General features: G+C 67.0%; 8 protein-coding genes. 6 read left to right on the forward strand and 2 right to left on the reverse strand.

All coding sequences use genetic code 11. The features are described from left to right. Nucleotides 1–165: 165 nt before the first annotated feature. The 6 genes from pvdM to KSS94_RS16450 all read left to right on the forward strand — a co-directional run bounded on the left by pvdM (nucleotide 166) and on the right by KSS94_RS16450 (nucleotide 9443). Complete coding sequence (gene pvdM, locus KSS94_RS16425) at nucleotides 166–1509, forward strand: pyoverdine-tailoring dipeptidase-like protein PvdM (RefSeq protein WP_217839150.1); 1344 nt, start codon at nucleotides 166–168, stop codon at nucleotides 1507–1509. Nucleotides 1510–1519: 10 nt separating this feature from the next. Continuing rightward, complete coding sequence (gene pvdN / locus KSS94_RS16430) at nucleotides 1520–2791, forward strand: pyoverdine-tailoring periplasmic protein PvdN (protein ID WP_217839151.1); 1272 nt, start codon at nucleotides 1520–1522, stop codon at nucleotides 2789–2791. A gap of 12 nt (nucleotides 2792–2803) precedes the next feature. Then, on the forward strand, nucleotides 2804–3685 hold the full coding sequence (pvdO, locus tag KSS94_RS16435) for a dihydropyoverdine dehydrogenase (protein ID WP_217839152.1): 882 nt from the start codon (nucleotides 2804–2806) through the stop codon (nucleotides 3683–3685). A 112-nt stretch (nucleotides 3686–3797) separates the two neighbouring features. Then, nucleotides 3798–5141 (forward strand): lysine N(6)-hydroxylase/L-ornithine N(5)-oxygenase family protein, encoded by a 1344-nt coding sequence (locus tag KSS94_RS16440; RefSeq protein WP_217839153.1) that lies wholly within the window; start codon nucleotides 3798–3800, stop codon nucleotides 5139–5141. 12 nt (nucleotides 5142–5153) lie between these two features. Beyond that, entirely contained in the window at nucleotides 5154–6806 is a 1653-nt protein-coding gene (locus tag KSS94_RS16445; protein ID WP_217839154.1) for a cyclic peptide export ABC transporter, read from the forward strand. 162 nt (nucleotides 6807–6968) lie between these two features. Then, the gene (locus tag KSS94_RS16450) at nucleotides 6969–9443 is read left to right on the forward strand and encodes a TonB-dependent siderophore receptor (protein ID WP_217839155.1); all 2475 of its coding nucleotides are present in this window, start codon (nucleotides 6969–6971) and stop codon (nucleotides 9441–9443) included. A gap of 240 nt (nucleotides 9444–9683) precedes the next feature. Here KSS94_RS16450 and KSS94_RS16455 read toward each other — a convergent pair whose 3' ends face one another. Beyond that, complete coding sequence (locus KSS94_RS16455; protein ID WP_217839156.1) at nucleotides 9684–10643, reverse strand: alpha/beta hydrolase; 960 nt, start codon at nucleotides 10641–10643, stop codon at nucleotides 9684–9686. Nucleotides 10644–10699: 56 nt separating this feature from the next. Continuing rightward, entirely contained in the window at nucleotides 10700–26866 is a 16167-nt protein-coding gene (locus KSS94_RS16460; RefSeq protein WP_217839157.1) for a non-ribosomal peptide synthase/polyketide synthase, read from the reverse strand. Nucleotides 26867–26869 lie beyond the last annotated feature (3 nt).

Here is a 26869-nt window from a genome sequence, read left to right on the forward strand (position 1 = left end):
ATGGGTCCTTTCGATAACCGCCCTATCGGCAGCAGCGCAACATTCTTTAACACAAAACCCCGATAAATTTGCCGCCCCGCTACTCGTCCACCTGATACCCGAGCCCTGCCCGCCCCTTTCGCCCGGCGCCAGGTTCGCCCCGATCAGCCCTGCAACGAGATGGCAATGACCAAGACCCGTTCCCGCAAAGCCCTGTACATCGGCCTGCCCCTGGCCCTGGCGGTCGCCCTGGGGAGTGCCGCCTACTTCTACTGGCAACAGCGCGAAGCCGGCTACCCGCTGAAGATCGTCCAACAGGCCGAAGCCCTGCACGAACATATGCTCTCGTTCGACAGCCACATCACCGTGCCCCTGGACCTGGGCAGCAGCGGCAGCGAGCTGGACAAGGACGGCCCAGGCCAGTTCGACCTGGTCAAAGCCGGCCGCGGGCGCCTGTCGGGTGCTGCGCTGACGGTGTTCGGCTGGCCGGAAATCTGGAACGGCGCCAACGCCCCGCACCGCCCTACCCCAGGCTTCGTCGATGCTGCCCGGCAAGAGCAGGAGGTGCGCTACAAGATCATCAGCGGCATGGTCCGCGACTTCCCCAACCAGGTGGGCATCGCCTACAGCCCCGAGGACTTTCGCCGCCTCAATGGCGAAGGCAAGTTCGCCATCTTCATCAGCATGCTCAATGCCTACCCGCTGGGCGATGACCTGAACCAGCTCGACCTGTGGGCCGCACGGGGCATGCGCATGTTCGGCTTCAGCTACACCGGCAACAACGACTGGGCCGACTCCTCGCGCCCACTGCCGTTCTTCAACGACACCGCCGATGCCCTGGGCGGCCTGTCGCCTTTGGGCGAACAGGCGGTCAAGCGCCTCAACGACCTGGGGGTGATCATCGACGTGTCGCAAATGTCCACCCTGGCCCTGGAAGACGTCGCCCGCCTGTCCCGCGCACCGATGGTCGCCTCGCACTCGGCGCCACGGGCCCTGGTGGACATCCCGCGCAACCTGTCGGACAAAGAGATGCAACTGATCCGCGACAGCGGCGGGGTCATCCAGGTAGTCGGTTTCGGCCAGTACCTCAAGCCCCTCGGCAAGCCGGTGCTGGACAAGCTCGACGCCCTGCGCGCGCGCTTCGACCTGCAACCGCTGCAAGGCCTGGCCAACGCCCTGATGCCGGGTGACGCAGTGATCGCCATCTGGCCCGAGCAGCGCTTCGGCGAATACGCAAGCTCGCTGTACGGCATCCTCGAAGAAGAACCCAAGGCCACCCTCAAGCAGTACGTCGATGCCATCGACTACACGGTGAAGAAGGTCGGCATCGATCACGTCGGCATCAGTTCCGACTTCAACGACGGCGGCGGCCTGGACGGCTGGAAGGACGTGAGCGAGATCCGCAACGTCACCGCCGAGCTGCTGACCCGCGGCTACAGCGAGACGGACATCGCGAAACTCTGGGCGGGCAACTTCCTGCGCGCCTGGGAACAGGTACAAAAATCCGCACGTCCCGTCGCCAACCGCTGAGCACTCCTCGATGAGCAACCGCCGTACCTTCCTGAAACAGGCCAGCCTGCTGGCCGCCACCCTGCCCCTGTTGCCCGAGGCCCTGGCCGCCGCCGAACCCCCGCTGGCCGGCACCGACAAGTGGCGCAACCTGCGCCAGCTGTTCCCGCTGGACCCGCAGGTGCTGCATTTTGCCAACTTCCTGATCACCGCCCACGCCCGTCCGGTGCAGGCAGCCATCGACCGCCACCGCGCCGACCTCGACCGCAACCCTGCCGTGCTGATGGACTGGGAAAGCCAGTACGAATGGCAGCGCGAGGACGAGGTACGCGAGTGGGCTGGCCGCTACCTTGAGGTCGGCCCCCGCCAGATCGCCCTGACCGGCAGCACCACCGAAGGCCTGGCGATGATCTACAGCGGCCTGCAGGTGGGCCCCGGGCAGGAAATCCTGATCACCGAGCACGAGCACTACTCGGCCTACAAGGCCCTGGAGTTCCGCACCCGCCGCCAGGGCACGCCCGTGCGCAAGATCCGCCTGTTCGACAAACCGTGGGAAGTGTCCACCGACCAGGTACTGAGCACCATCGAGCAGAACATCCGCCCCGAAACCCGGGTGCTGGGCATGACCTGGGTGCACTCGAGCAGCGGCGTGAAGCTGCCGGTCGGCGAGATCGGCGAGCTGGTGCGCAGGCACAACCGCAACCGCAGCGAGGCCGAGCGCATTCTCTACGTGGTTGACGGCGTGCACGGTTTTGGCGTGGAGAACGCACGCTTCGCCGACTTCAACTGCGACTACTTCATTGCCGGCACCCACAAGTGGATGTTCGGCCCGCGCGGTACCGGCCTCATCTGCGCCGCCTCCACCCGCATGGACCACCTCACCCCCAGCCTCGCCACCTTCTCCCGCGACGAGGACTTCGCCACCATCATGACGCCTGGCGGCTACCACGCCTTCGAGCACCGCTGGGCCGCCAGCGAAGCGTTCAAGCTGCACCTGCAACTGGGCAAGGCCGATGTGCAGGCACGTATCCACCAGCTCAACAGCCTGCTGAAGGCGCGCCTGAGCGAACACCGCCAGATCGAACTGGTGACCCCGCGCAGCCCGGAATTTTCCGCAGGTTTCACCTTCTTCCGCATCCCCGGCAAGAAGCCCGCAGCCGTCGCCGCTCACCTGATCGCCAATCAGGTGATGTGCGATTCGGTGTACCGCGAAGTCGGCCCGGTCATCCGTCTGGCCCCGGGGCTGCTGAACGACGAACAGCAGATCGACCGGGTCATGGCCCTGGTCACCCAGCAACTTTGAAAAGGACATCCCATGCACAATCACCTGCCCCGCCTCGCCCTTGCCGCCCTGCTCGCCAGCTGCAGCCTGCCGGCACTGGCCGCCAGCACCAGCCCCGCCCCCGGCACGGTGTTTCGCGATTGCACCGACGTCTGCCCGGAGCTGGTCGTGCTGCCCGCCGGCAGCTTCATGATGGGCACCCCCGATGACGAACAGGGCCGCCAGGACGACGAAGGCCCGCTGCACCAGGTGACCTTCGCCAAGGCCTTCGCCATGAGCCGCTTCCAGGTCACCGCCCAGGAGTGGGACAACTACCTCAAGCAGAGCGGCGCGGTGATCCAGGACGGCGACGTACGCCCCGGGCGCAAGTGCACTGCCAGCAAGCCGACCTACAAGCAGGGCCCGCGCCAGCCCGCAGTGTGCATGACTTACTTCGACGTACAGGACTACGTGGAGTGGCTGTCGAAGAAAACCGGCAAGACCTACCGCATGGTCACCGAGTCCGAGCGCGAGTACGCCGCCCGCGCCGGCAGCAGCGGCCCGTTCCCGTTCCCCTTCGATCCGGACGGCGAGTACCAGATCAGCCGCCACGCCAACGTCTACGGGCCCAAGGACGGCTATAGCTACACCTCGCCGGTGGGCAGTTTCCCGCCCAATGCCTTCGGCATGTACGACATGCATGGCAACGTCTATGAATGGGTCGCAGACTGCCTGCACGACAACTACATCGGTGCCCCCACCGACGGCAGCGCCTGGGGCCGCTCCACCCGCAGCGCCGACAGCTGCACGGTGGTGCAGATCCGTGGCAACGACTGGGGCGAAGCGCCGATCTTTTCGCGCTCAGGCAACCGCAACGCGATGACCCCGCGCCGCCCAGGGGACTGGCTGGGCTTCAGGGTCGTGCGCGAGCTCTGAAGGCCCGCTGCCGGCGCTAAATTGTCCCCTGCGCCTCTCGTTCTATCGATGTACTCCCGCAGCCCGGGGTGAGCGCCACAGGCCTCCCCCGCCACCTCAAGGAACCGATAGCATGAGCCAGCCCCATTCCGCGCAGCAGATCCACGACCTCATCGGCGTGGGCTTCGGCCCTTCCAACCTGGCCCTGGCCATTGCCCTGGAAGAGCTTGCCGAAACCCACGGCCACGCCCTCGACGCGCTGTTCATCGACAAGCAGAGCGACTACCGCTGGCACGGCAACACCCTGGCCACCCAGAGCGAGCTGCAGATCTCCTTCCTCAAGGACCTGGTGTCGTTGCGCAACCCCACCAGCCCCTACAGCTTCGTCAACTACCTGCACCAGAAACAACGCCTGGCCGATTTCATCAACCTCGGCACCTTCTACCCCTGCCGCCTGGAGTACAACGACTACCTGCGCTGGGCCGCCGAGCACTTCGCCACCCAGGCCCGCTACGGCGAGGAAGTCAACCGCATCGAGCCGGTCGTGGAAGACGGCAAGGTCCGCCACCTGCGGGTGATTTCCCGCGATGCCCAGGGCCGCGAACACGCCCGCCTGAGCCGCTCGGTGGTGGTTGGCAGCGGCGGCACGCCCAAGGTGCCGGCCAGCTTCAGCGCGTTCAAGGACGATGCGCGGGTGTTCCACCACTCCAGCTACCTGAGCAGCCTGGCCACCCTGCCGTGCAACGAAGGCAAGCCCATGCGCATCGCCATCGTCGGCTCCGGGCAGAGCGCCGCCGAAGCCTTCATCGACCTCAACGACAGCTTCCCGTCGGTCAAGGTCGACATGATCGTGCGCGCCAGCGCCCTCAAGCCCGCCGACGACAGCCCGTTCGTCAACGAGATCTTCGCCCCCGACTACACCGACCTGGTGTTCAACCAGGAACAGGCCGAACGCGAGAAGCTGATCGCCGAGTACCACAACACCAACTACTCGGTGGTCGACATCGACCTGCTCGAGCGCATCTACGGCATCCTCTACCGCCAGAAGGTCGCCCACCAGTACCGCCATGCCGTGCTGTGCCGCCGCCAGGTGCAGGCCGCCACCGCCACCGCCGAAGGCATCGAGCTGACCCTGCAGGACCTGGCCACCCAACAGTCGCAGACCCACCGCTACGACGCGGTGATCCTGGCCACCGGCTACGAGCGCCGCTCGCACCGCGACCTGCTGGCGCCATTGCAGGGCTACCTGCAGGACTTTGCCGTGGAGCGCGACTACCGCGCCCTGTGCAGCGCCGAACTGCAGACGCCGGTGTACCTGCAGGGCTTCTGCGAAACCAGCCACGGCCTGAGCGATACCCTGCTGTCGGTACTGCCCAGCCGCGCGGCGGAAATCGGCGAGTCGCTGTTCCAGGCACTGGGGCGGACCGCCCAGGTGGTGCCCCTGCATGCAGACGCCATCGCCCTTACCCGCGCCTGACAGGGAGCCACCATGAGTCATCAACCTCCCGGGGCGCTGCGCCAACTGCTGGGCCTGCTGCGCCCCTTCTGGCCGACGGTGAGCGTCGCCACCCTGCTGGGGATGCTCGGCGGCCTGAGCATCACCGCCTTGCTGGCGACCATCAACAACGGCCTGCACAACGAGGGCGGGCTGCAGCAAGGCGTGGTCCTGGCATTCATCGGCCTGTGCGTGGTGGCACTGCTCAGCAGCATCTGCTCGGACATCGGCACCAACTACGTGGGCCAGCATGTGATCGCCGCGCTGCGCAAGCAGCTGGGCGAAAAGGTCCTGGCCGCGCCCATCGAGCAGATCGAGCAGTACCGCAGCCACCGGCTCATCCCGGTGCTCACCCATGACGTCGACACCGTCAGCGACTTTGCCTACGTGTTCGCCCCGCTGGCGATCTCCCTCACCGTGACCCTGGGCTGCCTGGGCTACCTGGCCTACCTGTCGTTGCCGATGTTCCTGCTGGTGCTGGTGGCGATCGGCATTGGCAGCGTCATCCAGTACGCCGCGCGGGCCAAGGGCATTCGGGGCTTCGTCGCGGCCCGTGATGCCGAAGACCAGCTGCAAAAGCACTACCAGGCCATCGCCGAAGGCGCCAAGGAACTGCGTATCCACCGCACCCGCCGCCAGCGCATGCTCAACCACGGGATCCGCGCCACGGCCGATGGCATCCGCGATACCCAGGTACGCTCGATCAATACCTTTGTCATCGCCAAGAGCCTGGGCTCGATGCTGTTCTTCCTGGTCATCGGCCTGGCGCTGACGCTGCAATCGATGTGGCCGGCCAACGACAAGACGGTCATCAGCGGCTTCGTGCTGGTACTGCTTTACATGAAGGGCCCGCTGGAGCACCTGATCACCACCCTGCCGATCGTCAGCAAGGCGCAGATCGCCCTGCGCCGCATCGCCGAACTGTCCGAGCGGTTTTCCTCGCCCGAACCGCATCTGCTGCTGGAAAACGCTCCGGGCAGCAGCGGCCAGGCCGTAAACAGCCTGGAGCTGGTCGACGTCACCTACACCTACCCGGCAAGCCCGGGCGTCGAACCCTTCAGCGTGGGGCCGGTGAGTTTCAAGGTGCAGCCCGGAGAGATCCTGTTCATCGTCGGTGGCAACGGCTGCGGCAAGACCACCCTGATCAAGCTGCTGCTGGGCCTGTACGAGCCAAGCCAGGGGCATGTGGCGGTCAACGGGCAGGCGGTGGTGGCCAGCACCCGCGACGACTACCGCCAACTGTTCACCACGGTGTTCGCCGACTACTACCTGTTCGACGAGGTGATCGGTGGCGAGCAGGCCGCTCCTGACGATGCGCAGAAGTACCTGGCCCGCCTGCAACTGGCGCACAAGGTGCAGTTGCTCGACGGCGCCTTCAGCACCACCGACCTGTCCACCGGCCAACGCAAGCGCCTGGCGCTGCTCAATGCCTGGCTGGAAGGTCGCCCGGTGCTGGTGTTCGACGAGTGGGCCGCCGACCAGGACCCAACCTTCAGGAAGGTGTTCTATACCGAGCTGCTGCCCGACCTCAAGCGCCTGGGCAAGACCATCATCGTCATCTCCCACGACGACCGCTACTTCCCGGTGGCCGACCAGCTGTTGCGCCTGGAGCGCGGCCGCGTGGTGGCCGAAACCGAACCCGCCTGACCCTTTGCCGGTGGGCGCAGGCTTGCCCCGCGCCCACCGGCACCCCCGCCAATGCCCCTCGTTTACTTTTTTTTCACATTTTCATCCGGTTTTTCGCCGCTCGTTCGTTTCATTGAAAGCTAATAAAAACTATTCCCACTTAACGCTTCGGAGCATCCACACGTGCAGTCCCGCCCTTCCCTATCTCCGCTTGCCCGAGCCCTGTGGCTCAAGCGTTCGCTGTCCCTGGGCCTGCCGGCCGCGGTCATGGCCTCGGCACTGACCACGTCCCTGGCAGCCCAGGCGCAAACCCAGACCTACGACTTCAGCATCGGCGCCCAGCCGCTTTCCAGCGCGCTGATGCGTCTGGCCGAGCAGACCGGCCTGCAGGTGCTGTACAGCCCCGACACCCTCGACAGCCTGAGCACCTCAGGCGTACGCGGGCGGCTGACGGTGGAAGATGCGGTGCGCCAGCTGCTGGGCGGCACGCCTCTGCACTACAACCTCGATGGCAATACCCTGACCGTGCTCGGCCAGGACTCCACCAGCGCCATGACCCTGGACCCGAGCCTGGTGTCCTCCAGCCGCCTCAACGACTCGCCGTGGGGCGAGACCAAAGGCTACGTCGCCCGGCGCACTGCCACCGGTACCAAGACCGACTCCTCGATGCTGGAAAACCCCCAGGCCATCTCGGTGGTGACCCGCGAGCAGATGGACGACATGGGCGTGCAGCGCCTGGACCAGGCCCTGCGCTACACCTCGGGCATTCGCTCCGACTCGGGCGGCGCCAACAACGCCGCCGACAACATCTACCTGCGCGGCTACGCCATTTCCTTCACCTACCGTGACGGCCTGCGTCTGCGCCCGCTGGGCTTCTTCGGCATGTTCAGCGAAGAGCCGTACGGCATGGAACGGGTCGAAGTGCTCAAGGGCCCGACCTCGATTCTCTACGGCCAGGCCGACCCCGGCGGCATGGTCAACTCGATCTCCAAGCGCCCCACCGACTATGACCGTGGCGAGATCGGCATCTCCGGCGGCACCGGCAATCGCCGCCAGGCCAAGTTCGACATCAGCGGCCCGCTGGACGATGAAAAGACCCTGATGTACCGCCTGGTCGGCCTGGGCCGCGAAGCCGACGGCATGTACGACCACACCGATGACGACCGCGCATACATCGCTCCCAGCTTCACCTGGCGACCGAACGAGCAGACCAGCCTGACCGTGCTGGCCTCGTACCAGAAGAACAAGGCGTTGGCCCCTACCACCATTCCCTGGGCTGCCGTCAACGGCACCAGCCCCTATGGCAAGGTGCCCATGGACCGCTTCGTCGGCGAGCCGAGTTTCGATTTCGAGGAAGTCGAAAGCACCTCGCTGGGCTACGAGTTCAGCCACGAGTTCAACGACACCTGGAGCGTGCGCCAGAATGTGCGCTGGAGCGACTATGACAACCAGGAGAACTACCTGGCGCGCTCCTTCGGTGCAAGCTCCACGGGCCTGATCACCGGCCCCGACGGCGTGCCCAATGCCTCGATCAACCGCCAGTGGCAGATTCGCCATGCCTACGGCAGCCACCTGGCGCTGGACAACCAGTTGCAGGCGCGTTTCGACACCGGCCCGATTTCCCATACCGCGCTGTTCGGCATCGATTACAGCTGGAGCAAGTCGATCCGCAACGAGCGCTGGGGCAATGCCTCGCCGATCAACGTGTTCGACCCGGCCTATGGCAGCCCGGTGGACACCTCGGTGAACACCAGCTGGGTCAACAACCTGCAACGTGTCACCCAAGTCGGCTACTACTTCCAGGACCAGCTCAAGTGGGATCGCTGGGTGTTGACCGTGGGCGGCCGCGAGGACCGCGCGCGGACCCGCACCGAAGACCGCTTCACCGACATCGAGACCACCGACCAGCACTGGCGCGACTTCACCGGCCGTGCGGGCCTTGTGTACCTGTTCGACAACGGCTTTGCTCCGTACATCAGCTACAGCGAGTCGTTCAATCCGGTGGTCGGCACCACCGGCCCGGGCCAGGGCAGCAAGCCGTTCGTGCCGGAAACCGCCAAGCAGTATGAAGTGGGTGTGCGCTATCAGCCGCCGGGCACCGACACCCAGATCACCTTGTCGGTGTATGACCTGACCAAGCAGAACGCCGTCACCACCGACCCGGACGATATCTTCAACAGCATCCAGACCGGCGAAGTGCGCTCCAAAGGTGCAGAGCTGGAAGCCATCACCACGGTGATGGACGACCTGAAGCTGATCGGCTCGCTGTCCTACAGCGACGTCGAGGTGACCAAGAGCAACGACGGTAACGAAGGCAAACGCCCGTTCAAGGCCCCTGCCAAGCTGGCTTCGCTGTGGGCTGACTACGCCATCCCGTTCGACCCGCTGCAGGGCCTGAGCATCGGCGTGGGCGTGCGCTACACCGGCTGGACCTTCGGTGACAGCATGAACACCTTCAAGGTGCCGTCCTACACCCTGTGGGACGCGGCGGTTCGCTATGACCTGGGCAAGCTCGACCCGAGCCTGCGTGGGGCCCAGGCAGCGGTCAACGTCAACAACCTGACCGACAAGTACTACGTGGCATCGTGCTTCTTCTATCAGGCGTGCAACCTGGGCGAAGGCCGCAGCGTGGTCGCCGAACTCAGCTACAAGTGGTGATACCCCGCGTTACCAACCCTCTGCCTGAGGCAGGGGGCTTGTCGGGGTGCCGAACCACCGCGAAGCAGGCGACGCGGTGTTTGGCACCGGCTACGCCGGTGTTCGCGGCTAAAGCCGCTCCTACAGGTACAGCGCAGGATTCAGGTTCTGCGCAATCCTGTGGGAGCGGCCTTGCCGGGGCGCCGTCCGGCCGCGATGGGCTGCAAGGCAGCCCTGATATCTGAAAAGCTGCGCTATCCCTCAGGCCACCCTGGCCGACGCCCAGTCCAGCAGCCCGGCATAGATCGCGCCAACCTCTTCCACCATGCCCGACATCCGCAAAAAGTCATGGGTCAGCCCTTCGGCGACCTGCAGCGTCAATGCATTGCCCTGCTCACGCAGCGCCTGGGCATAGGCCAAACCCTCGTCAAACAGCGGGTCGTACTCGGCCACCGCCAGGTAAGCCGGCGCCAGGCCGCTCAGGTCGCCCTGCAACAACGGCGACACCCGCCAGTCATCGGCACGCCCCGAGGTGCCCAGATACTGCTGGTAGAACCAACGCAAGGTCTCGGTCTCCAGCAGGTAGCCTTCGGCATAACGCTGATGCGAAGCACGTTCATGGCTGATATCGGTCACCGGGTACAGCAGCAGTTGCCCTTTGGGCTGCAATTGCAGGCGCTCAGGTTCGCGTGCCGCGATGATCGCCAGCACCGTGGCCAGGCTGGCACCGACGCTGTCACCGGCGAAGATCACCCGCCCAACATCCAGTTGCAGGGCCTGGGCCTGCCCGGCCAGCCAGTTGGCCGCGCCGCGCACATCGTCCAGAGGCCCGGGGAACGGGTGCTCCGGGGCACGCCGATAGGCCGGCGCGAACACCGCAAAGCGCCCATCGGCGGCCAGGCGGCGGCAGATCGAGTCATGGGAATCGAGGCTGCCGACCACATAACCGCCACCGTGCAGGTAGAAGATCACCGGCAGCGCCCCCTGGGCGCCCTGTGGCCGGTACAGCCGCGCAGCGAGCACCTGGCCATCGTCCAGCTGCACCTGGTGGGCGGTCACCTGCAGGTCGCCCGGCGGGGTCGGGTCAAGAATGTCCGAGGCCTGCTCGAACACCTCGCGCGCCTGGTCCACAGGCAGTTCGTGCAAGGCACGGGTGGCGCCGCTCAGGCGGCCCAGTTCGGCCAGTTCGAGGAACGCGGCCAGGTCAGGATGCACAGGCATCATTCAATCCTTCAACGATGAAAAGAACCGGGCCCTGTAAACAGGGCCCGGGGGTATCAGCCTGCGATGGTCTCGAGGCTGCCAAGGTACTCATGCACAGCCTTGAGCAAGGCCGCATGGCGGGGGATGGCGAAGTGCGTGGTGTTCAGCCAGTGACGTTGCGCCACCTGGCCAAGCCCGGCCTCGAACGCCGCCACCGCCGCCTGGCTGGCCGCGTCACCGGCCCACCAGCAGTGGATTGGCACATCCAGCGTGGGCAGGTCGCCCTGCTGCTCGCTGAGCGCTTTCAGGCGCATGGCCACCACGAAGCCCTGGGCCAGGTCCTGGGCATCGAAGCCCGAGTTGCTGGCCAGCTTTGCCTGCACCTGGCCGATCGCCTCGGCCAGTGGCGGCACCTGCAACGGCTGCGGGCACACCACGGCCGGCAGCTGTTCGGCGTCGCACTGCAGGGTCACCGCCAGGAAGCTGCGCAGTTCCTCGTCATCACTGACCAGGCTGGCGCCCTGCCCTGGGATGAAGCTGTCGACTAGGCCGACGAAGCCGACTTCCTGGCCCTGGCGCCGCAGCTCTTCGGCAACCAGCACCGCGAGCGTGCCACCCAGCGACCAGCCCAGCAGCAGGTACGGGCCATCGGCCTGCTTCTGACGGATGTACTGGGCATAGTCGATGGCCATGCCCTGCAGCGAATCATCTTGCCAGTCGCGGTCCAGCAGCATGCGGCACTGCAACCCGTAGACGCTGTGGCGCCCCTCCAACTGGCGAGCCAGCGGCTCGTAGTCGAACACCGTGCCGAAGCCTGCGTGCAGGCAGAACAGTGCCGGGCGCGCCGGGCTTGGGCTGTTGAGCAACAGCAGCGGGTCCAGCGCGGCCTCCTGCTGTTCGTCATAGCCACTGAGCTGGGCAATGGTCGGCCGGGTCATCAGGTCACGCAGCTTCAGCTCCAGACCCAGGTCGCTGCGCCCGCGCAACTTGCCGAGCACCTTGAGGATGCGTAGCGAGTCGCCGCCCAGCTCGAAGAAGTTGTCGGTCACGCCAACCCGCTCGACCCCCAGCACCTCTTGCCAGACCTCCACCAACGCCTGTTCGGCGAGGTTGCGCGGCGCCTGGTAATGGCGTTCGCTGGCGCCCGGTTGTGGCAGGGCCTTGCGGTCGACCTTGCCATTGGGGTTCAGCGGCAAGGCGTCGAGCACGATGATCCGGCTCGGCACCATGTAGTCCGGCAGCTGCGCCTGCAACGCTTCACGCAGGGCCTGCTCGGCCGGGCCATCTGCTGCGGTCACCACGTAGCCCACCAACTGGTCGCCGCGCTCATCGCGACGGGCGATCACCACCGCATCACGCACACCGGTTTGCTGACGCAGGCGCGCTTCGATCTCGCCAAGCTCGATGCGGAAACCGCGCACCTTGACCTGGTTGTCCAGGCGGCCGAGGTAGTCGAACACACCGTCGGCGCGTTGGCGCACCAGGTCGCCGGTGCGGTACAGGCGCCCACCGGCGCTGAACGGGTCGGCCACAAAACGCTCGGCCGTCAGCCCCGGGCGGGCGTGATAACCCCGCGCCACCCCCTCGCCACCGATGTACAGCTCACCGGCCACGCCGGTCGGCAGCGGGTTGAGGTGGGTGTCGAGCACATACAGCGTGCGCTCGCCGACCCGCGTGCCAATCGGGGCATAGGCCGCTTCGCAACGGCCGCTGGCATCGACCTTCCACAACAGCGGCGTGACCACCGTTTCGGTCGGGCCGTAGCCGTTGGTCAGGCAGCGCGGGCGCAGGTTGCGCAGCACCAGGTCGAAGTTGGCCTGGGCTACCGCGTCTCCGCCAAAGCAGTAGATGTCCACCGCCGGCGGCTGACGGCCTTCGGCGAACTCGGCCAACTGCTGCAGGTAGGCCGGCGGGAAGCAAGCAATGCTGATCGCCTGCTCGTGCAGCACCTGCCAGGTCTGTTCGGCGGTCCACAACTGGTTGTCACGTACCACCAGGCAGCCACCGCGCAGCAGGGTCGACAGCCAACGCTCCTGGGCACCGTCAAAGGCGAACGACATGAACAGCAGCTCACGGGTGTGCGGGCCCATCTCGTAACGCTCGGCGATCGCCGCGCAATGCATGGCAATGCCGCCCTGGGACACCGCCACGCCCTTGGGCTTGCCGGTGGAACCCGAGGTGTAGATGAGGTAGGCCAGGTTACCCGGCCGTGCGCTCGACAGCACCGCCTGCGCGGCGCTCGGCAGCGTCTCGGTGTCCAGCTCGATGCACAGCGCCACCGCGGTGTCGCCCAGGCGGGCACTGACGCGGCTTTCGCTGATGAGCACGCTCATCGCCGAGTCCTCGATGATCCAGTCCAGGCGCTCACGGGGGTAGTCGATGTCCAGCGGCACATAGGCTGCACCGGTCTTCATCACCGCATAGAAGGCCACGATCATCTGCACCGAACGCTCCAGCGCCACACCCACGCGGGTCTCCGGCCCAACACCGGCGGCCAGCAAGCGAGTCGCCAGCGCTGCTGCGCGTTGCTCGAGCTGCGCATAGGTCAGGCTCTGGCCTGCGCAAGTCACGGCCTCGGCCTCAGGGCGCAAGGCGGCCTGGTGGGCAATGGCATGCACCAGCAGCGGTGCAGGTTCGTCGGCAGCCAGCAGATTGGCGCGCTGCAACCTGTCACAGGCCTGGGCATCGAGCACGCCCAGGCTGCCCAGGGTCGCTTGCGCATCGTCGAGCATGGCCAGCAGCAGCACTTCGAAGCTGCTCATCACCTGGGCGCAGGCCGCTTCGGTGAAGCGCTCGCGCAGGTAGAGGAACTCGATGGACAGCGTGCTGCCCAGGCTCACGGCCAAGTCCATGGCGTAGTTGGTCACGTCGCGGCCCTTGACCTCGCCGAAACGCAAGCGGTCGTCGCCGGCATCGGCCAGGCGCTCGTCGATCGGGTAGTTCTCGAACACCACGATGCTGTCGAACAGCGCCTGCCCGCCCTGCCCCGACCAACGCTGAACATCCGCCAGCGATGCGTGCTCGTGATCGCGGGCCTCCAGGTTGTAGGCCTGCAATTGCGTCAGCCACTCGGCCACTGGCATTTGCGGGTCGAGGGTCTGGGCGATCGGCAAGGTGTTGATGAACAGCCCAAGCATCTCGTCGGCCCCCGCCAGGCTGGCCGGGCGGCCCGCCACCACGGCGCCGAAGCACACGCTCGACTGCCCGCTGTAGCGCTGCAACAGCAGCAGCCAGGTGGCCTGGATCAACGTGTTGCTGGTCACCCGCAAGCGCTGGGCCTGGGCCTTGAGGCGGGCCGTGGCGGCCGCGTCCCAGTTCAGGTACAGCGCGCCATGGCCACTTTCGCCCGCTGCCGGCTGTGGCGCCAGGGTGCCGGCCAGCAGGGTCGGCCCGTCCAGGTCGGCCAGGCGTGCGCGCCAGAACTGCTCGTCAGCCTCGGCCGACTGGCGTTGCAGCCAGTCGATGTAGTCGCGGTAGCGCCCCTGGCGCTCCGCCAGCGCCTGCCCGGCGTAGGCCTGGAACACCTCGCCCAGCAGGCGCGAGGTGCTCCAGCCGTCCATCAGGATGTGGTGGCTGGTCCAGATCAGCTGATAGGTATCCTCGGCGGTGCGCACCAAGGTGATCCGGGTCAGCGGCGCCTGCAGCAGGTCGAAGCCCTTGGCACATTCAGCCGCGGCCACGGCCTCCAGCGCCGCCGGGTCAGCCTCGCGGTCGCGCCAGTCGATGACCTGCAATGCCAGCCTGGCCTCGCGTCGCACCAGTTGCAACGGCTGGGCGAGGGTCGCGGTGGCGCAGAAGCCGGTGCGCAGGATCTCGTGACGGGCGATCACCTGGTTCCAGGCCGCCTCGAAGCGCGGCAGATCGAGCCCTTGCACCGGCACGCTGATCTGGTTGATGTACAGGTCGGCACCGTTGCCGTCCTGGGTGTGGAACAGCATGCCTTGCTGCATCGGCGACAGCGGGTAGATGTCTTCGATCTGCGCCAGTGGCACCGGCAGGCTGTCCAGCCCGGCCATGTCCAGCCCGGCCAGGGGGAAGTCCGATGGCGTCGCCGAACGTTCCTGCAAGGTGCAGCAATGCTCGACCAGGGCTTCCAGCTCGCGGCCGTAGTCATCGGCCAACTGCTGCACTGTGGCCTGGTCGAACATCTGCTCGCTGTAGCGCCAGCCCATACTGAACTCGCCGCCGTACACCTGGCCATTGAGCGTCAGCCAGTTGCCCAGCGCCGCCAACGGGCTCTGGTCCGGGCCCACCGCTTCGCCGGCCGGCACGAACAGCGCGCCGTCCTCGGCCGCAAAGCTGCCATCGAACTGGCCCAGGTAGTTGAACGTGATGCGCGGCACCGGCAGCGCCGCCAGGTCGGCCTGCACGCGATCGTCGCCCAGGTAACGCAGCGCGCCCCAGCCCAGGCCCTTGTCCGGGATCGCTCGCAGTTGCTCCTTGACCAGGCGCAGGTTGCTGCCCAATGCCTCGCAACGGCCCAGGCGTACCGGGAACAGGCTGGTGAACCAGCCCACGGTGCGGGTCAGGTCGTGCGCATCGAACAACGCCTCGCGGCCATGCCCTTCCAGTTGGATCAGCGTATCGTCACGCCCGCTCCAACGCCCAATGACCCGGGCCAGGGCGCACAGCAGCAGGTCGTTGACCTGGGTGCGGTAGGCCGCCGGGGCCTCTTGCAGCAACTTACGCGTGGTTTCCCGCGACAGCTGAGTGGCCACCGAGCGGCCGTGCTGGTTGGCCAGGCTGCCTTCGGGGCGTTCGCACGGCAGGTCGGTATCGGCACCCTGCAGTTGCGCCTGCCAGTAGCCCAACTGCTGCGCAGCCTCGCCACGGGCGTAGGCCTGCAGTTGCGTGGCCCAGTCGCGCACACTGTGGGTACGCGCCGGCAATGGCGCATCGGTTTCGTAAGCCTGCTGCAGGTCCTCGAACAGAACGCGCCAGGACACCCCATCCACCGCCAGGTGATGGATCACCAGCAGCAGGCGCTGTTCGCCCTGATAGTCAGCCAACACTGCGCGCAGCAGCGGGCCTTGGGCCAGGTCCAGGCTGGCCTGGGCTTCCCGGCCCAGCGCCTCCAGCGCGGCGGCATCGGCCACCTCGCGGCGCCACAGTACGCTGTGGGCCGGCACGCCATGGTAGGTCGCCTGCCACTGGCCTTGTGCTTCGACAAAGCCCAGGCGCAGCGCGTCGTGGTGTTCCAGCACCACCGCCAGCGCCTGCTCCAGACGCTCGGCATCCAGCGGCTGCTGCGGCTTGAGCAGCACCGACTGGTTCCAGTGGTGGCGCTCGACCTGCACCTCGTCGAAGAACACCCGGTGAATCGGCAGCAGCGCCGTCGGCCCTTCGACCCGGCCCTGCGCCACCTGCACCACGCCCTCACCTTCACTGGCCACCGCAGCCAGGCCCTGTACCGTCTGGTGCTGGAACAGCTGCTTGGGTGTGAAGTGAATCCCCGCCTGGCGTGCCCGGCTGACCACCTGCAGCGAGATGATCGAGTCACCGCCCAGTTCGAAGAAGTTATCCCGCGCGCCGATGCGTTCCAGCTTGAGCACGTCTTGCCAGATCGCCGCGATGCGCTGCTCCAGGTCGCTGACCGGGGCCACGTAGTCCGCCTGCGCCTGCTCCAGGTCCGGCAGCGGCAGCGCTTTGCGGTCCAGCTTGCCGTTGGGGGTCAGTGGCAGCGCCGGCAATTGCAACAGGTGCGCCGGCACCATGTACTCCGGCAGTTGTTCGCGCAGCGCGGCTTTCACCTGCTCGCTGTCCAGCGTGGCATTGGCCACCAGGTAACCGACCAACTGATGGCCGCTGGCACCTTCTACCGCCAGCACCACTGCTTCGCGCACTCCGGCCTGCTGTTGCAGGCGGGTTTCGATCTCGCCCAGCTCGATACGGAAACCACGCACCTTGACCTGGTGGTCGACCCGGCCGATGTACTCCAGCTGGCCGTCCTCGCGGTAACGAGTCAGGTCGCCGGTGCGGTACATGCGCTCGCCAGGCTCGCCGGCCGGGTTGGGCACGAACTTCTCGGCGGTCAACCCCGGGCGCAGCAGGTAGCCACGGGCCAGGCCATCCCCGGCCAGGTACAGTTCGGCGGCAACGCCCACCGGCGCTGCCTGCAACTGGTCGTCCAGCAGCAGCGCGCTGCTGTTGCACATCGGCTGGCCGATGCTCGGCGTGCCACCCGCCAGACGGCGGCTGAAGGTGGAGTAGACGGTGTCCTCCGACGGCCCGTACAGATCGTACACGTGGTCCAGAGTGCCCAGCGCATACAAGCTATCGACCAGCCCTTGCTTGAGAGGCTCGCCGCACAGGTTGACGATATCCACCTCGGCCGGTACCTCGCCGGCACGCAGCAGCGCGGCGATGGCCGATGGCACGGTGTTGATCAGTTTCACTTCGGCCCGCGCCGGCAGGTTGCCCAGCTCCAGGGCATTGCGCGCCAGGATCAGGTAGCCGCCGTTGGCCAGGGTGACGAACAGCTCCCACACCGACAGGTCGAAGCACACCGAAGTCGAGGCCAGCACGCCCTGGATCTCAGCGTGGCTATACATGCCCGCGGACCAGTGCGCCAGGGCCACGATGTTGCGGTGGGTGATGGCCACGCCTTTGGGCCTGCCGGTGGAACCGGAGGTATAGATCACGTAGGCGAGGTTCTGCGCCGTCACCTGGGTGACCGGCGCGCTCGCCGTATAGTGCGCCAGCGCCGCATCGTCCTCGGCCACCAGCACCGTGGTCAGCCCGTCCAGGGAAACACCCTCGAGCACACCCGGCTGGGTCAGCAGCACCCGCGCCTGGCTGTCTTCGAGCATGTAAGCCAGGCGATCGAGCGGGTAATCCGGGTCCAGCGGCACATAAGTACCACCGGCTTTGAGCACCGCCAGCAGCGCCACCAGCAGTTCGGCGTTGCGCGGCATGGCCACGCCCACCCGCACTTCCGGGCCGACGCCCAGCGCCACCAGGTGGTGGGCCAGGCGGTTGGCGCGGGCCTGCAGCCAGGCGTGATCCAGGCGCCGCTCGCCATCGATCAGGGCCAGCGCCTGCGGCGCCTCGGCCGCCTGGCGCTCGATCAGCTGATGGATGCACTGCTCGCTTGCATAGGTTTCACGGGGTGGATTGAAGCCGGCCAGGCGCGCCTGCTCGGCAGCTTCCAGGCTCGGCAGCTCGGCCAGCGGCTGATCGAACTGTGCCGGCAACCGGGCCAGCAGGCCGCTGAGCTGTTCACCGAGCCGGCGCATGCCTTGTTCGGGGAAGCTGCGGCTGTCGAAGCTCAGGTGCAGCACCAGCTCTTCGGCATGCACCACCATCAGGGTCAACGGGAAGTTGGTCTGCTCGTGGTTGTGCACCTCACCAAAGCGCAGACTGTCCGGCGCGGCCTGCTGCAAGGCTTCGGAGATCGGGAAGTTTTCGAACACCAGCAAGGTGTCGAACAGGTTGTCGCCCAATTGCGCCCAGCGCTGCACATCGAACAACGCGGTGTGTTCGTGCTCACGCAAGGCCAGGTTGCGCAGTTGCAACTGCGCTAGCCACTCGCCCAGCGGCTGCTGCGACTCGACGTCGACCACCACCGGCAGGGTGTTGATGAACAGCCCCAGTTGCTGCTCGATGCCCACCAACTCGGCCGGCCGGCCAGCCACGGTGGCACCGAAGGCCACGTGCTGCTGGCCGGTGTAGCGCGACAGCAGCAAGGCCCAGGCACCCTGCACCAGGGTGTTCATGGTCAGCTTGTGCTGACGGGCGAATTCGCTCAGGGCCTGGGTCTGGCGTGCATCCAGGCCGGTGTACAGCTCAAGCTGGCCACCCTCGCCTTGCGGCAGGTCGCCAAATACGCGGGCCAACCGGGTCGGCACCTGCAACCCGGCCACTTGCCCGCGCCAGAACTGCTCGGTGGCCACCGGGTCCTGGGCCCCCAGCCAGGCGATGTAGTCGCGGTAACGCCCCGCCTGGGCCGGTACGGCCTGGCCACGGTAGCGTTGCAGCACCTCGCCCATCAGGCGCGAGTTGCTCCAGCCGTCCATGAGGATGTGGTGGCTGGTGTAGATCAGGTGGTGACGCTGCTCGCCCAGGCGCACCAGCAACAGGCGCAGCAAGGGCGGTTCGGCCGGGTCGAAGCCCTGGGCACGCTCGTCGGTAGCCAGTTGGTCGAGCGCAGCGGTATCGGCGCTGCGGTCGCGCCAGTCGAGCTCGTGCAAGGTCAGGCGCACGGACTTGCGGATGACCTGCAGCGGGCGCTCCAGCCCCTGCCAGAGGAAGCTGCTGCGTAGCACGTCATGGTCATCGACGCAGGCCTGCCAGGCCGCGGCGAAGCGCGCAGGCTCCAGGCCTTCGACCTCCAGGCGCATCTGGTTGATGTAGTCGCCGCTGTGCTCGTAGACAGTGTGGAACAGCATGCCTTGCTGCATCGGCGACAGCGGGTAGATGTCTTCGATCTGCGCCAGTGGCACCGGCAGGCTGTCCAGCCCGGCCATGTCCAGCCCGGCCAGGGGGAAGTCCGATGGCGTCGCCGAACGTTCCTGCAAGGTGCAGCAATGCTCGACCAGGGCTTCCAGCTCGCGACCGTAGTCATCGGCCAACTGCTGCACTGTGGCCTGGTCGAACATCTGCTCGCTGTAGCGCCAGCCCATGCTGAACTCGCCGCCGTACACCTGGCCATTGAGCGTCAGCCAGTTGCCCAGCGCCGCCAACGGGCTCTGGTCCGGGCCCACCGCTTCGCCGGCCGGCACGAACAGCGCGCCGTCCTCGGCCGCAAAGCTGCCATCGAACTGGCCCAGGTAGTTGAACGTGATGCGCGGCACAGGCAGCGCCGCCAGGTCGGCCTGCACGCGATCGTCGCCCAGGTAGCGCAGCGCGCCCCAGCCCAGGCCCTTGTCCGGAATCGCTCGCAGTTGCTCCTTGACCAGGCGCAGGTTGCTGCCCAGTGCCTCGCAACGGCCCAGGCGTACCGGGAACAGGCTGGTGAACCAGCCCACGGTGCGGGTCAGGTCGAGAGCATCGAACAAGGCTTCGCGGCCATGCCCTTCGAGTAGAATCGGCGTGTCGTCACGCCCGCTCCAACGCCCGATCACTCGGGCCAGGGCGCACAGCAGCAGGTCGTTGACCTGGGTGCGGTAGGCCGCCGGGGCCTCTTGCAGCAACTTACGCGTGGTTTCCCGCGACAGCTGGGTGGCCACCGAGCGGCCGTGCTGGTTGGCCAGGCTGCCTTCGGGGCGTTCGCACGGCAGGTCGGTATCGGCACCCTGCAACTGCGCCTGCCAGTAGGCCAGCTGCTGTTGCGCAGCGTCGCCACGGGCGTAGTCCTGCAGTTGCCCCGCCCAGTCACGCACGCTGCTGGTGCGTGCCGGCAGTTGGGCTTGCGCGCCTTGCTCGTAGGCCTGCTGCAGATCCTCGAACAGGATCCGCCACGACACCCCATCCACCGCCAGGTGATGGATCACCAGCAGCAGGCGCTGTTCGCCCTGATAGTCAGCCAACACTGCGCGCAGCAGCGGGCCTTGGGCCAGGTCCAGGCTGGCCTGGGCTTCCCGGCCCAGCGCCTCCAGCGCGGCGGCATCGGCCACCTCGCGGCGCCACAGTACGCTGTGGGCCGGCACGCCATGGTAGGTCGCCTGCCACTGGCCTTGTGCTTCGACAAAGCCCAGGCGCAGCGCGTCGTGGTGTTCCAGCACCACCGCCAGCGCCTGCTCCAGACGCTCGGCATCCAGCGGCTGCTGCGGCTTGAGCAGCACCGACTGGTTCCAGTGGTGGCGCTCGACCTGCACCTCGTCGAAGAACACCCGGTGAATCGGCAGCAGCGCCGTCGGCCCTTCGACCCGGCCCTGCGCCACCTGCACCACGCCCTCACCTTCACTGGCCACCGCAGCCAGGCCCTGTACCGTCTGGTGCTGGAACAGCTGCTTGGGTGTGAAGTGAATCCCCGCCTGGCGTGCCCGGCTGACCACCTGCAGCGAGATGATCGAGTCACCGCCCAGTTCGAAGAAGTTATCCCGCGCGCCGATGCGTTCCAGCTTGAGCACGTCTTGCCAGATCGCCGCGATGCGCTGCTCCAGGTCGCTGACCGGGGCCACGTAGTCCGCCTGCGCCTGCTCCAGGTCCGGCAGCGGCAGCGCTTTGCGGTCCAGCTTGCCGTTGGGGGTCAGTGGCAGCGCCGGCAATTGCAACAGGTGCGCCGGCACCATGTACTCCGGCAGTTGTTCGCGCAGCGCGGCTTTCACCTGCTCGCTGTCCAGCGTGGCATTGGCCACCAGGTAGCCCACCAGTTGGTGGCCGCTGGCACCTTCCACCGCCAGCACCACTGCTTCGCGCACTCCGGCCTGCTGTTGCAGGCGGGTTTCGATCTCGCCCAGCTCGATACGGAAACCACGCACCTTGACCTGGTGGTCGACCCGGCCGATGTACTCCAGCTGGCCGTCCTCGCGGTAACGAGTCAGGTCGCCGGTGCGGTACATCCGCTCGCCAGGCTCGCCCGCCGGGTTGGGCACGAACTTCTCGGCGGTCAACCCCGGGCGCAGCAGGTAGCCACGGGTGACACCCGCACCGGCCAGGTACAGCTCGGCAGCAACACCTACCGGCGCCACCTGCAACTGGTCGTCCAGCAGGTAGCCACGGCTGTTGCACAGCGGCCGGCCGATGCTGGCCTGCCCGCCGGCCTCGCGGCGGCAGTAAGTCGAATAGGTGGTGTCTTCCGACGGCCCGTACAGGTCGTACACATGCTCCAGGGTGCCCAGCGCATACAGGCTGTCGACCAGTTCCTGCTTGAGCGGTTCGCCTGCCAGGTTGACGATCTTGACCCCGGCCGGAATGTCGCCAGCACGCAACAGCGCGGCAATCGCCGATGGCACGGTGTTGATCAGTTTCACTTCGTCGCGGGCCGCCAGGCTGCCCAGCTCCAGGGCGTTGCGGGCGAGGATCACATGGCCACCGTTGGCCAGGGTGACGAACAGCTCCCACACCGACAGGTCGAAGCACACCGAGGTCGAGGCCAGCACGCCGGCAATGGCTTCTTGCGGGTAGACCCCCGCCGACCAGTGCACCAGCGCGGCCACGTTGCGGTGGGCAATCGCCACACCCTTGGGCTTGCCGGTAGAGCCCGATGTGTAAATCACATAGGCCAGGTTGTCGGGGCATACCGCCACCGTTGGCGCGCTCGCCGGGTAGGCGGCCAGGGTGGTGTCATGTTCATCGACCAGCACCGTAGCCAGCCCTTCGAGCGGCACGCCATCCAGCGCCCCGGCCTGGGTCAGCAGCACCTTGGCCTGGCTGTCCTCGAGCATGTAGACCAGACGGTCGCGAGGGTAGTCCGGGTCCAGCGGCACGTAGGTACCGCCGGCCTTGAGCACCGCCAGCAGCGCCACCAGCAGCTCGGCGTTGCGTGGCATGGCCACGCCCACCCGTACTTCCGGGCCTACGCCCAGTGCCACCAGGTGGTGGGCCAGGCGGTTAGCCTGGGCCTGCAGCCAGGCATGGTCCAGGCGCCGCTGGCCATCGATCAGGGCCAACGCGTGCGGTGCACGTTCGGCCTGGCGCTCGATCAGTTGCGCAATGCACAGCTCGCCTTCATAGGTTTCGCTGGCTGGGTTGAAGCTGGCCAGGCGCGCCTGTTCGTCGCTATCCAGCAGGCGCAGCTCGCCCAGAGCCAACTGCGGCTGTTCGACGACCTGCGCCAGCAGGCCCAGCCAGTGGCCGGCCAGACGCTGCACGGTGGCCGCCTCGAACAGGTCGGTGGCATAGGTGAACGAAGCCGCCAGCTGACCAGGGCTTTCATGGGTGCTGAGGGTCAGGTCGAACTGCGCGTCGTCACCCGACCAGCCCAGGCTGCGCACGTCGAGCCCGGCCAGGCTGCGCGGGGCGTGGGCCGCGCCGGCATGTTCGGCCTGGTGGTTGAACATCACCTGGAACAGCGGGCTGTAGCTCAGGCTACGCTCAGGCTGCAAGGCATCGACCAGTTGCTCGAACGGCAGGTCCTGATGGTCCTGGGCCGCCAGGGTCGCTTGGCGCACCTGGGCCAACAGGGCAAGGAAACTGTCCCCGCCACGCAGGTCGGCCTGAAGCACCTGGGTGTTGACGAAGAAGCCGATCAGGCGCTCGGTTTCCAGGCGGTTGCGGTTGGCGATTGGCACACCGACGCGGATGCGCGGCTGGCCGCTGCAGCGGAACAACAGCGCCTGGTAAGCCGCCAGCAGAACCATGAACAAGGTACTGCCCTGCTGCTCGGCCAGCGCCTTCAGCCGCTGGTGCAGGGCGCCGTCCACCGGCACTTCCAGGCGTGCACCGCGCAGGCTCTGCTGCACCGGACGCACATGGTCGGTGGGCAGCTCCAGCACCACCGGCGCCGTGCCCAGATGGGTTTTCCAGTAATCCAGCTGGCGCTCGCGCTCGCCGGCGTCCATCCATTGGCGCTGCCAGGCGGCGTAGTCGGCGTACTGGATAGCCAACGCCGGCAACTGCACGGACTGTCCGGCGCGGGCAGCGCCGTAGCAGTGCAGCAATTCGTCGATCATCACCTGCATCGACCAGCCATCAGAAACGATGTGGTGCTGGGTGACCACCAGCACATGGCGCTGTGGTGCCAGTTGCAGCAGTGCAGCGCGCATCAAGAGATCGCCGCGCAGGTCGAACGGCCGGCCAACCTGTTCGCCGACGAAGGCCTCGATGGCCGCCTGCTCCTCGGCACCGGCGGGCAAGTGCTGCACGGGCAGCGGGAACTGCACGCCAGCATGGAACACCTGAACGCACTGGCCATCCTGCTCCTGGAAGCAGGTTCGCAAGCTTTCATGGCGCTCGAACAGCGCCTGGAACGCCTGACCCAATGCGGCCACGTCCAGCTCGCCCTGCAACTGCAGGACCATGGGGATCACATAGGCGCTGCTGTGCGGCTCCAACTGCCAGAGGAACCACTGGCGCTCCTGGGCATAGGACAGTGCCAGCCCGGCCCCCCGTGGCAATGCCGGGATCGCATCCATCTCGCGGCGCTCGCCCTGCGCCAATGCGCCGACAAAGGCCTGCAACTGGCTGTGTTCGAACAGCACCCGCAACGGCACATCGATAGCCAAAGCCTGGCGTACCCGGGAGACCAGTTGGGTCGCCAGCAGGGAGTGCCCACCCAGGGTGAAGAAGTCATCATCCAGGCCCACCTGCTCGCAGCCCAGCAGCTGCTGCCAGATGGCCGCGACGCTGCGCTCGCGCTCGGTTTGCGGGGCGCGATAGAGCGCCTGTACCTGACGCTGGTCAAAGGCCGGCAGCGCCTTGCGGTCGAGCTTGCCGTTGGGCGACAGCGGCATGCCCGGGAGCAGGATCATGTGCGCCGGCACCATGTAGTCGGGCATGCTTTGCCCAAGCGCTGCCTTGAGCTGGTCAACCAGCGCGCGCTGCAGCGCCGCCTCGGCGCTGGCCAGGGCCGGATCGCTGGGCACCACGTAGGCCAGCAACTGCACGCCGGCAGCGCCCTGCCCGGCAATCGCCACGCATTCGGACACCTGCGCCTGCTCTTGCAGGCGCGCCTCGATTTCACCCAGTTCGATGCGCAGGCCGCGGATCTTGACCTGATGGTCGATCCGCCCGGCGTACTCGATCACCCCGTCGGCGCGATAACGCGCCAGGTCACCGGTGCGGTACAGGCGCTGGCCGGCACCCAACGGGCTGGCAACGAAACGCTCGGCGGTCAGGCCTGGGCGCTGGTGGTAACCACGCGCCAGCCCTTCCCCGCCCAGGTACAGTTCGCCGACCACCCCTGCGGCCACCGGGTTGAGCCCCGCGTCGAGAATGTGGGTGGACAGGTTGGCGATCGGCTCACCGATCGGCACGTTGTGCTCGCGCTGGACGCGGCAGGTCCAGTGGGTCACGTCGATGGCCGCTTCAGTGGGGCCGTACAGGTTGTACAGCCCAGCCTGACCCAGTTGGGCCAGTACCTGCTGCTGGGTGTCCAGCGCCAGTGCCTCACCGCTGCAGATGATGCGCTTGAGCCCCTGGCAGCTGCCGGCCTGGGGGTCGAGCATGAACGCCTGGAGCATCGACGGCACGAAGTGCAGCGTGGTGATGCCATGGTCGTTGATCAGGCGCACCAGGCGCGCCGGGTCGCGGTGCTCGCCCGGACGGGCCAGCACCAGGCGCGCACCGGTCATCAGCGGCCAGAAGAACTCCCACACCGAAACATCGAAGCTGAACGGGGTCTTCTGCAGCACCGCGTCACTGGCATCCAGACCATAGGCCTGCTGCATCCAGCACAGGCGATTGGTCAAGGCCCGGTGGCGGTTGGCCGCGCCCTTGGGGCGGCCGGTGGAGCCAGAGGTGTAGATCATGTAGGCGAGGTGTTCGCCTTGCACCTCCACGCCCAGGTCGTCTTCAGCCAGGTGGCCGAGCGCCAGGGTGTCCAGGCTCAGGCAGTTCACCCCCGCCGGCACCGGCAGGCGCTCCAGCAGTGCGGCACTGGTCAGCAGCAGTTGCACGCCGCTGTCCTCGATCATGTAGGCCAGGCGGTCACTGGGGTATTCCGGGTCCAGCGGCACGTAGGCGCCACCGGCCTTAAGCACCGCCAGCAGGCCGACGACCATCTCCACGCTGCGCTCCAGGGCGATGCCCACCAGGCAATCCGGGCCGACCCCCAAGTGCACCAGGTGCCGCGCCAACTGGTTGGCCCGGGCGTTGAGCTGGGCGTAGCTGAGCACTTGGTCGCCCAGTTGCAGGGCCGGCGCATCCGGGGTGAGCGTTACCTGGGCCTCGATCAACCGTTGTACCGGCTGGTCGAGCGGGAAGCTGGCATCTGCGGTGGCATTCCACTGTCCGACAATGCGCTGGCGCTCGTCGGCGCCGAGCATCGCCAGCTCACCCAGCTTGCCCTGCGGCGCCTCGACCACAGCGCGCAGCAGGTTGAGCCAGTGCCGGGCCATGCGTTCGGCGCTGGCGGCATCGAACAGGTCAGTGGCGTAGGTGAGGCTGGCGGCCAGGCCCTGGGCATGCTCTTCGGTGGCCAGGGTGAGGTCGACCTGGGCGGTGCAGCCCTCGCGCTCGATCACCTCGGCCGCAAGGCCCAGGCCGCCGCCGGCGGGCTGGGCGGCACTGCTGCCCTGGTGGTTGAACATGGCCTGGAACAGCGGGTTGTGGCTCAGGGTGCGTTCCGGCGCCAAGGCTTCGACCAGTTGCTCGAACGGCAGGTCCTGATGCGATTGCGCGCCCAGCACCCGAGCCTTGACCTGGCCCAGCAGGTCGGTAAAGCCGTCGCAGGCATCGAACCGGGCGGCCAGCACCTGGGTGTTGGCGAAAAAGCCCACCAGCCCTTCCACTTCCACCCGGGTACGGTTGGCCACCGGCACGCCGACCCGGATATCGGTTTGCCCGCTGTAGCGGTGCAGCAGGGTCTGGAAGCTGGCCAGCAACAGCATGAACAGGGTCACATTGTTGCGCTGGGCCAGTTGCTTGAGGTCCTCGGCCAGCCCGGCGTCAATCTGGATATCCAGGCGCGCGCCACGCAAGGACTGGCGCAGCGGTCGTGGACGGTCGGCTGGCAACTCCAGCACCAGCGCCTCGCGGCCCAGTTGCTCGACCCAGTAGGCCAACTGGCGCTCGCGTTCGCCGGCCTCCATCCACTCGCGCTGCCACGCAGCGAAGTCGGCGTAGTCGATGGCCAGCGGCGCCAATAGCGGCTGCTCGCCACGGCTGAACGCTGCGTAGCACTGCATCAACTCGCGCACGATCAGTTGCATCGACCAGCCGTCGGAGACGATGTGGTGCATGGCCAGGGCCAGCACGTGCTCGCGCTCGCCGGTACGCAGCAGCGCGGCGCGCAGCAGCGGCTCACGGCGCAGGTCGAACGGCTGGTTCAGGCACTGGTCGAGCAACTGCTCGATACGCGCCTGGGGCGCCTCGCCGGGTTGCAGGGTCTGCAGCGCCAAGGTGAACGGCTGCGGCTCGCGGATGAACTGCAGCACCTGGTCCTGGTCCTCGACGAAACCGGTACGCAAGGCGCCATGGCGCGCCAGCAAGGCATCGAACGCCGCTTGCAAGGCGCCATGATCGAGTTCGCCCTGCAAGCGCAGGGCGGTGGGAATGTTGTAGGCAGCGCTATGCGGGTCCAGTTGCCAGAGGAACCACTGGCGCTGCTGAGCGTAAGACAGACGTAAAGGTGCCTGCGGGTCGCGCTTGAACACCGGTGCGACAGCAAAGAGGTCGATCCCCTTTTCCTTGAGCATCCTGGCCAGGGCCTTCCGTTCCTTGGCCGACAACGCTCCAACCGCACCGATCAACTCTTGCACGTC

It is taken from the genome of Pseudomonas fakonensis (genome assembly GCF_019139895.1).
In the GTDB taxonomy this organism is placed as follows: Bacteria; Pseudomonadota; Gammaproteobacteria; order Pseudomonadales; family Pseudomonadaceae; genus Aquipseudomonas; species Aquipseudomonas fakonensis.

Excerpts from the sequence above, each read along its gene's own strand:
- pvdM (WP_217839150.1), top strand. The coding sequence starts at position 166 with ATGACCAAGACCCGTTCCCGCAAAGCCCTGTACATCGGCCTGCCCCTG.
- pvdN (WP_217839151.1), top strand. The coding sequence starts at position 1,520 with ATGAGCAACCGCCGTACCTTCCTGAAACAGGCCAGCCTGCTGGCCGCC.
- pvdO (WP_217839152.1), top strand. The coding sequence starts at position 2,804 with ATGCACAATCACCTGCCCCGCCTCGCCCTTGCCGCCCTGCTCGCCAGC.
- KSS94_RS16440 (WP_217839153.1), top strand. The coding sequence starts at position 3,798 with ATGAGCCAGCCCCATTCCGCGCAGCAGATCCACGACCTCATCGGCGTG.
- KSS94_RS16445 (WP_217839154.1), top strand. The coding sequence starts at position 5,154 with ATGAGTCATCAACCTCCCGGGGCGCTGCGCCAACTGCTGGGCCTGCTG.
- KSS94_RS16455 (WP_217839156.1), bottom strand. The coding sequence starts at position 10,643 with ATGCCTGTGCATCCTGACCTGGCCGCGTTCCTCGAACTGGCCGAACTG.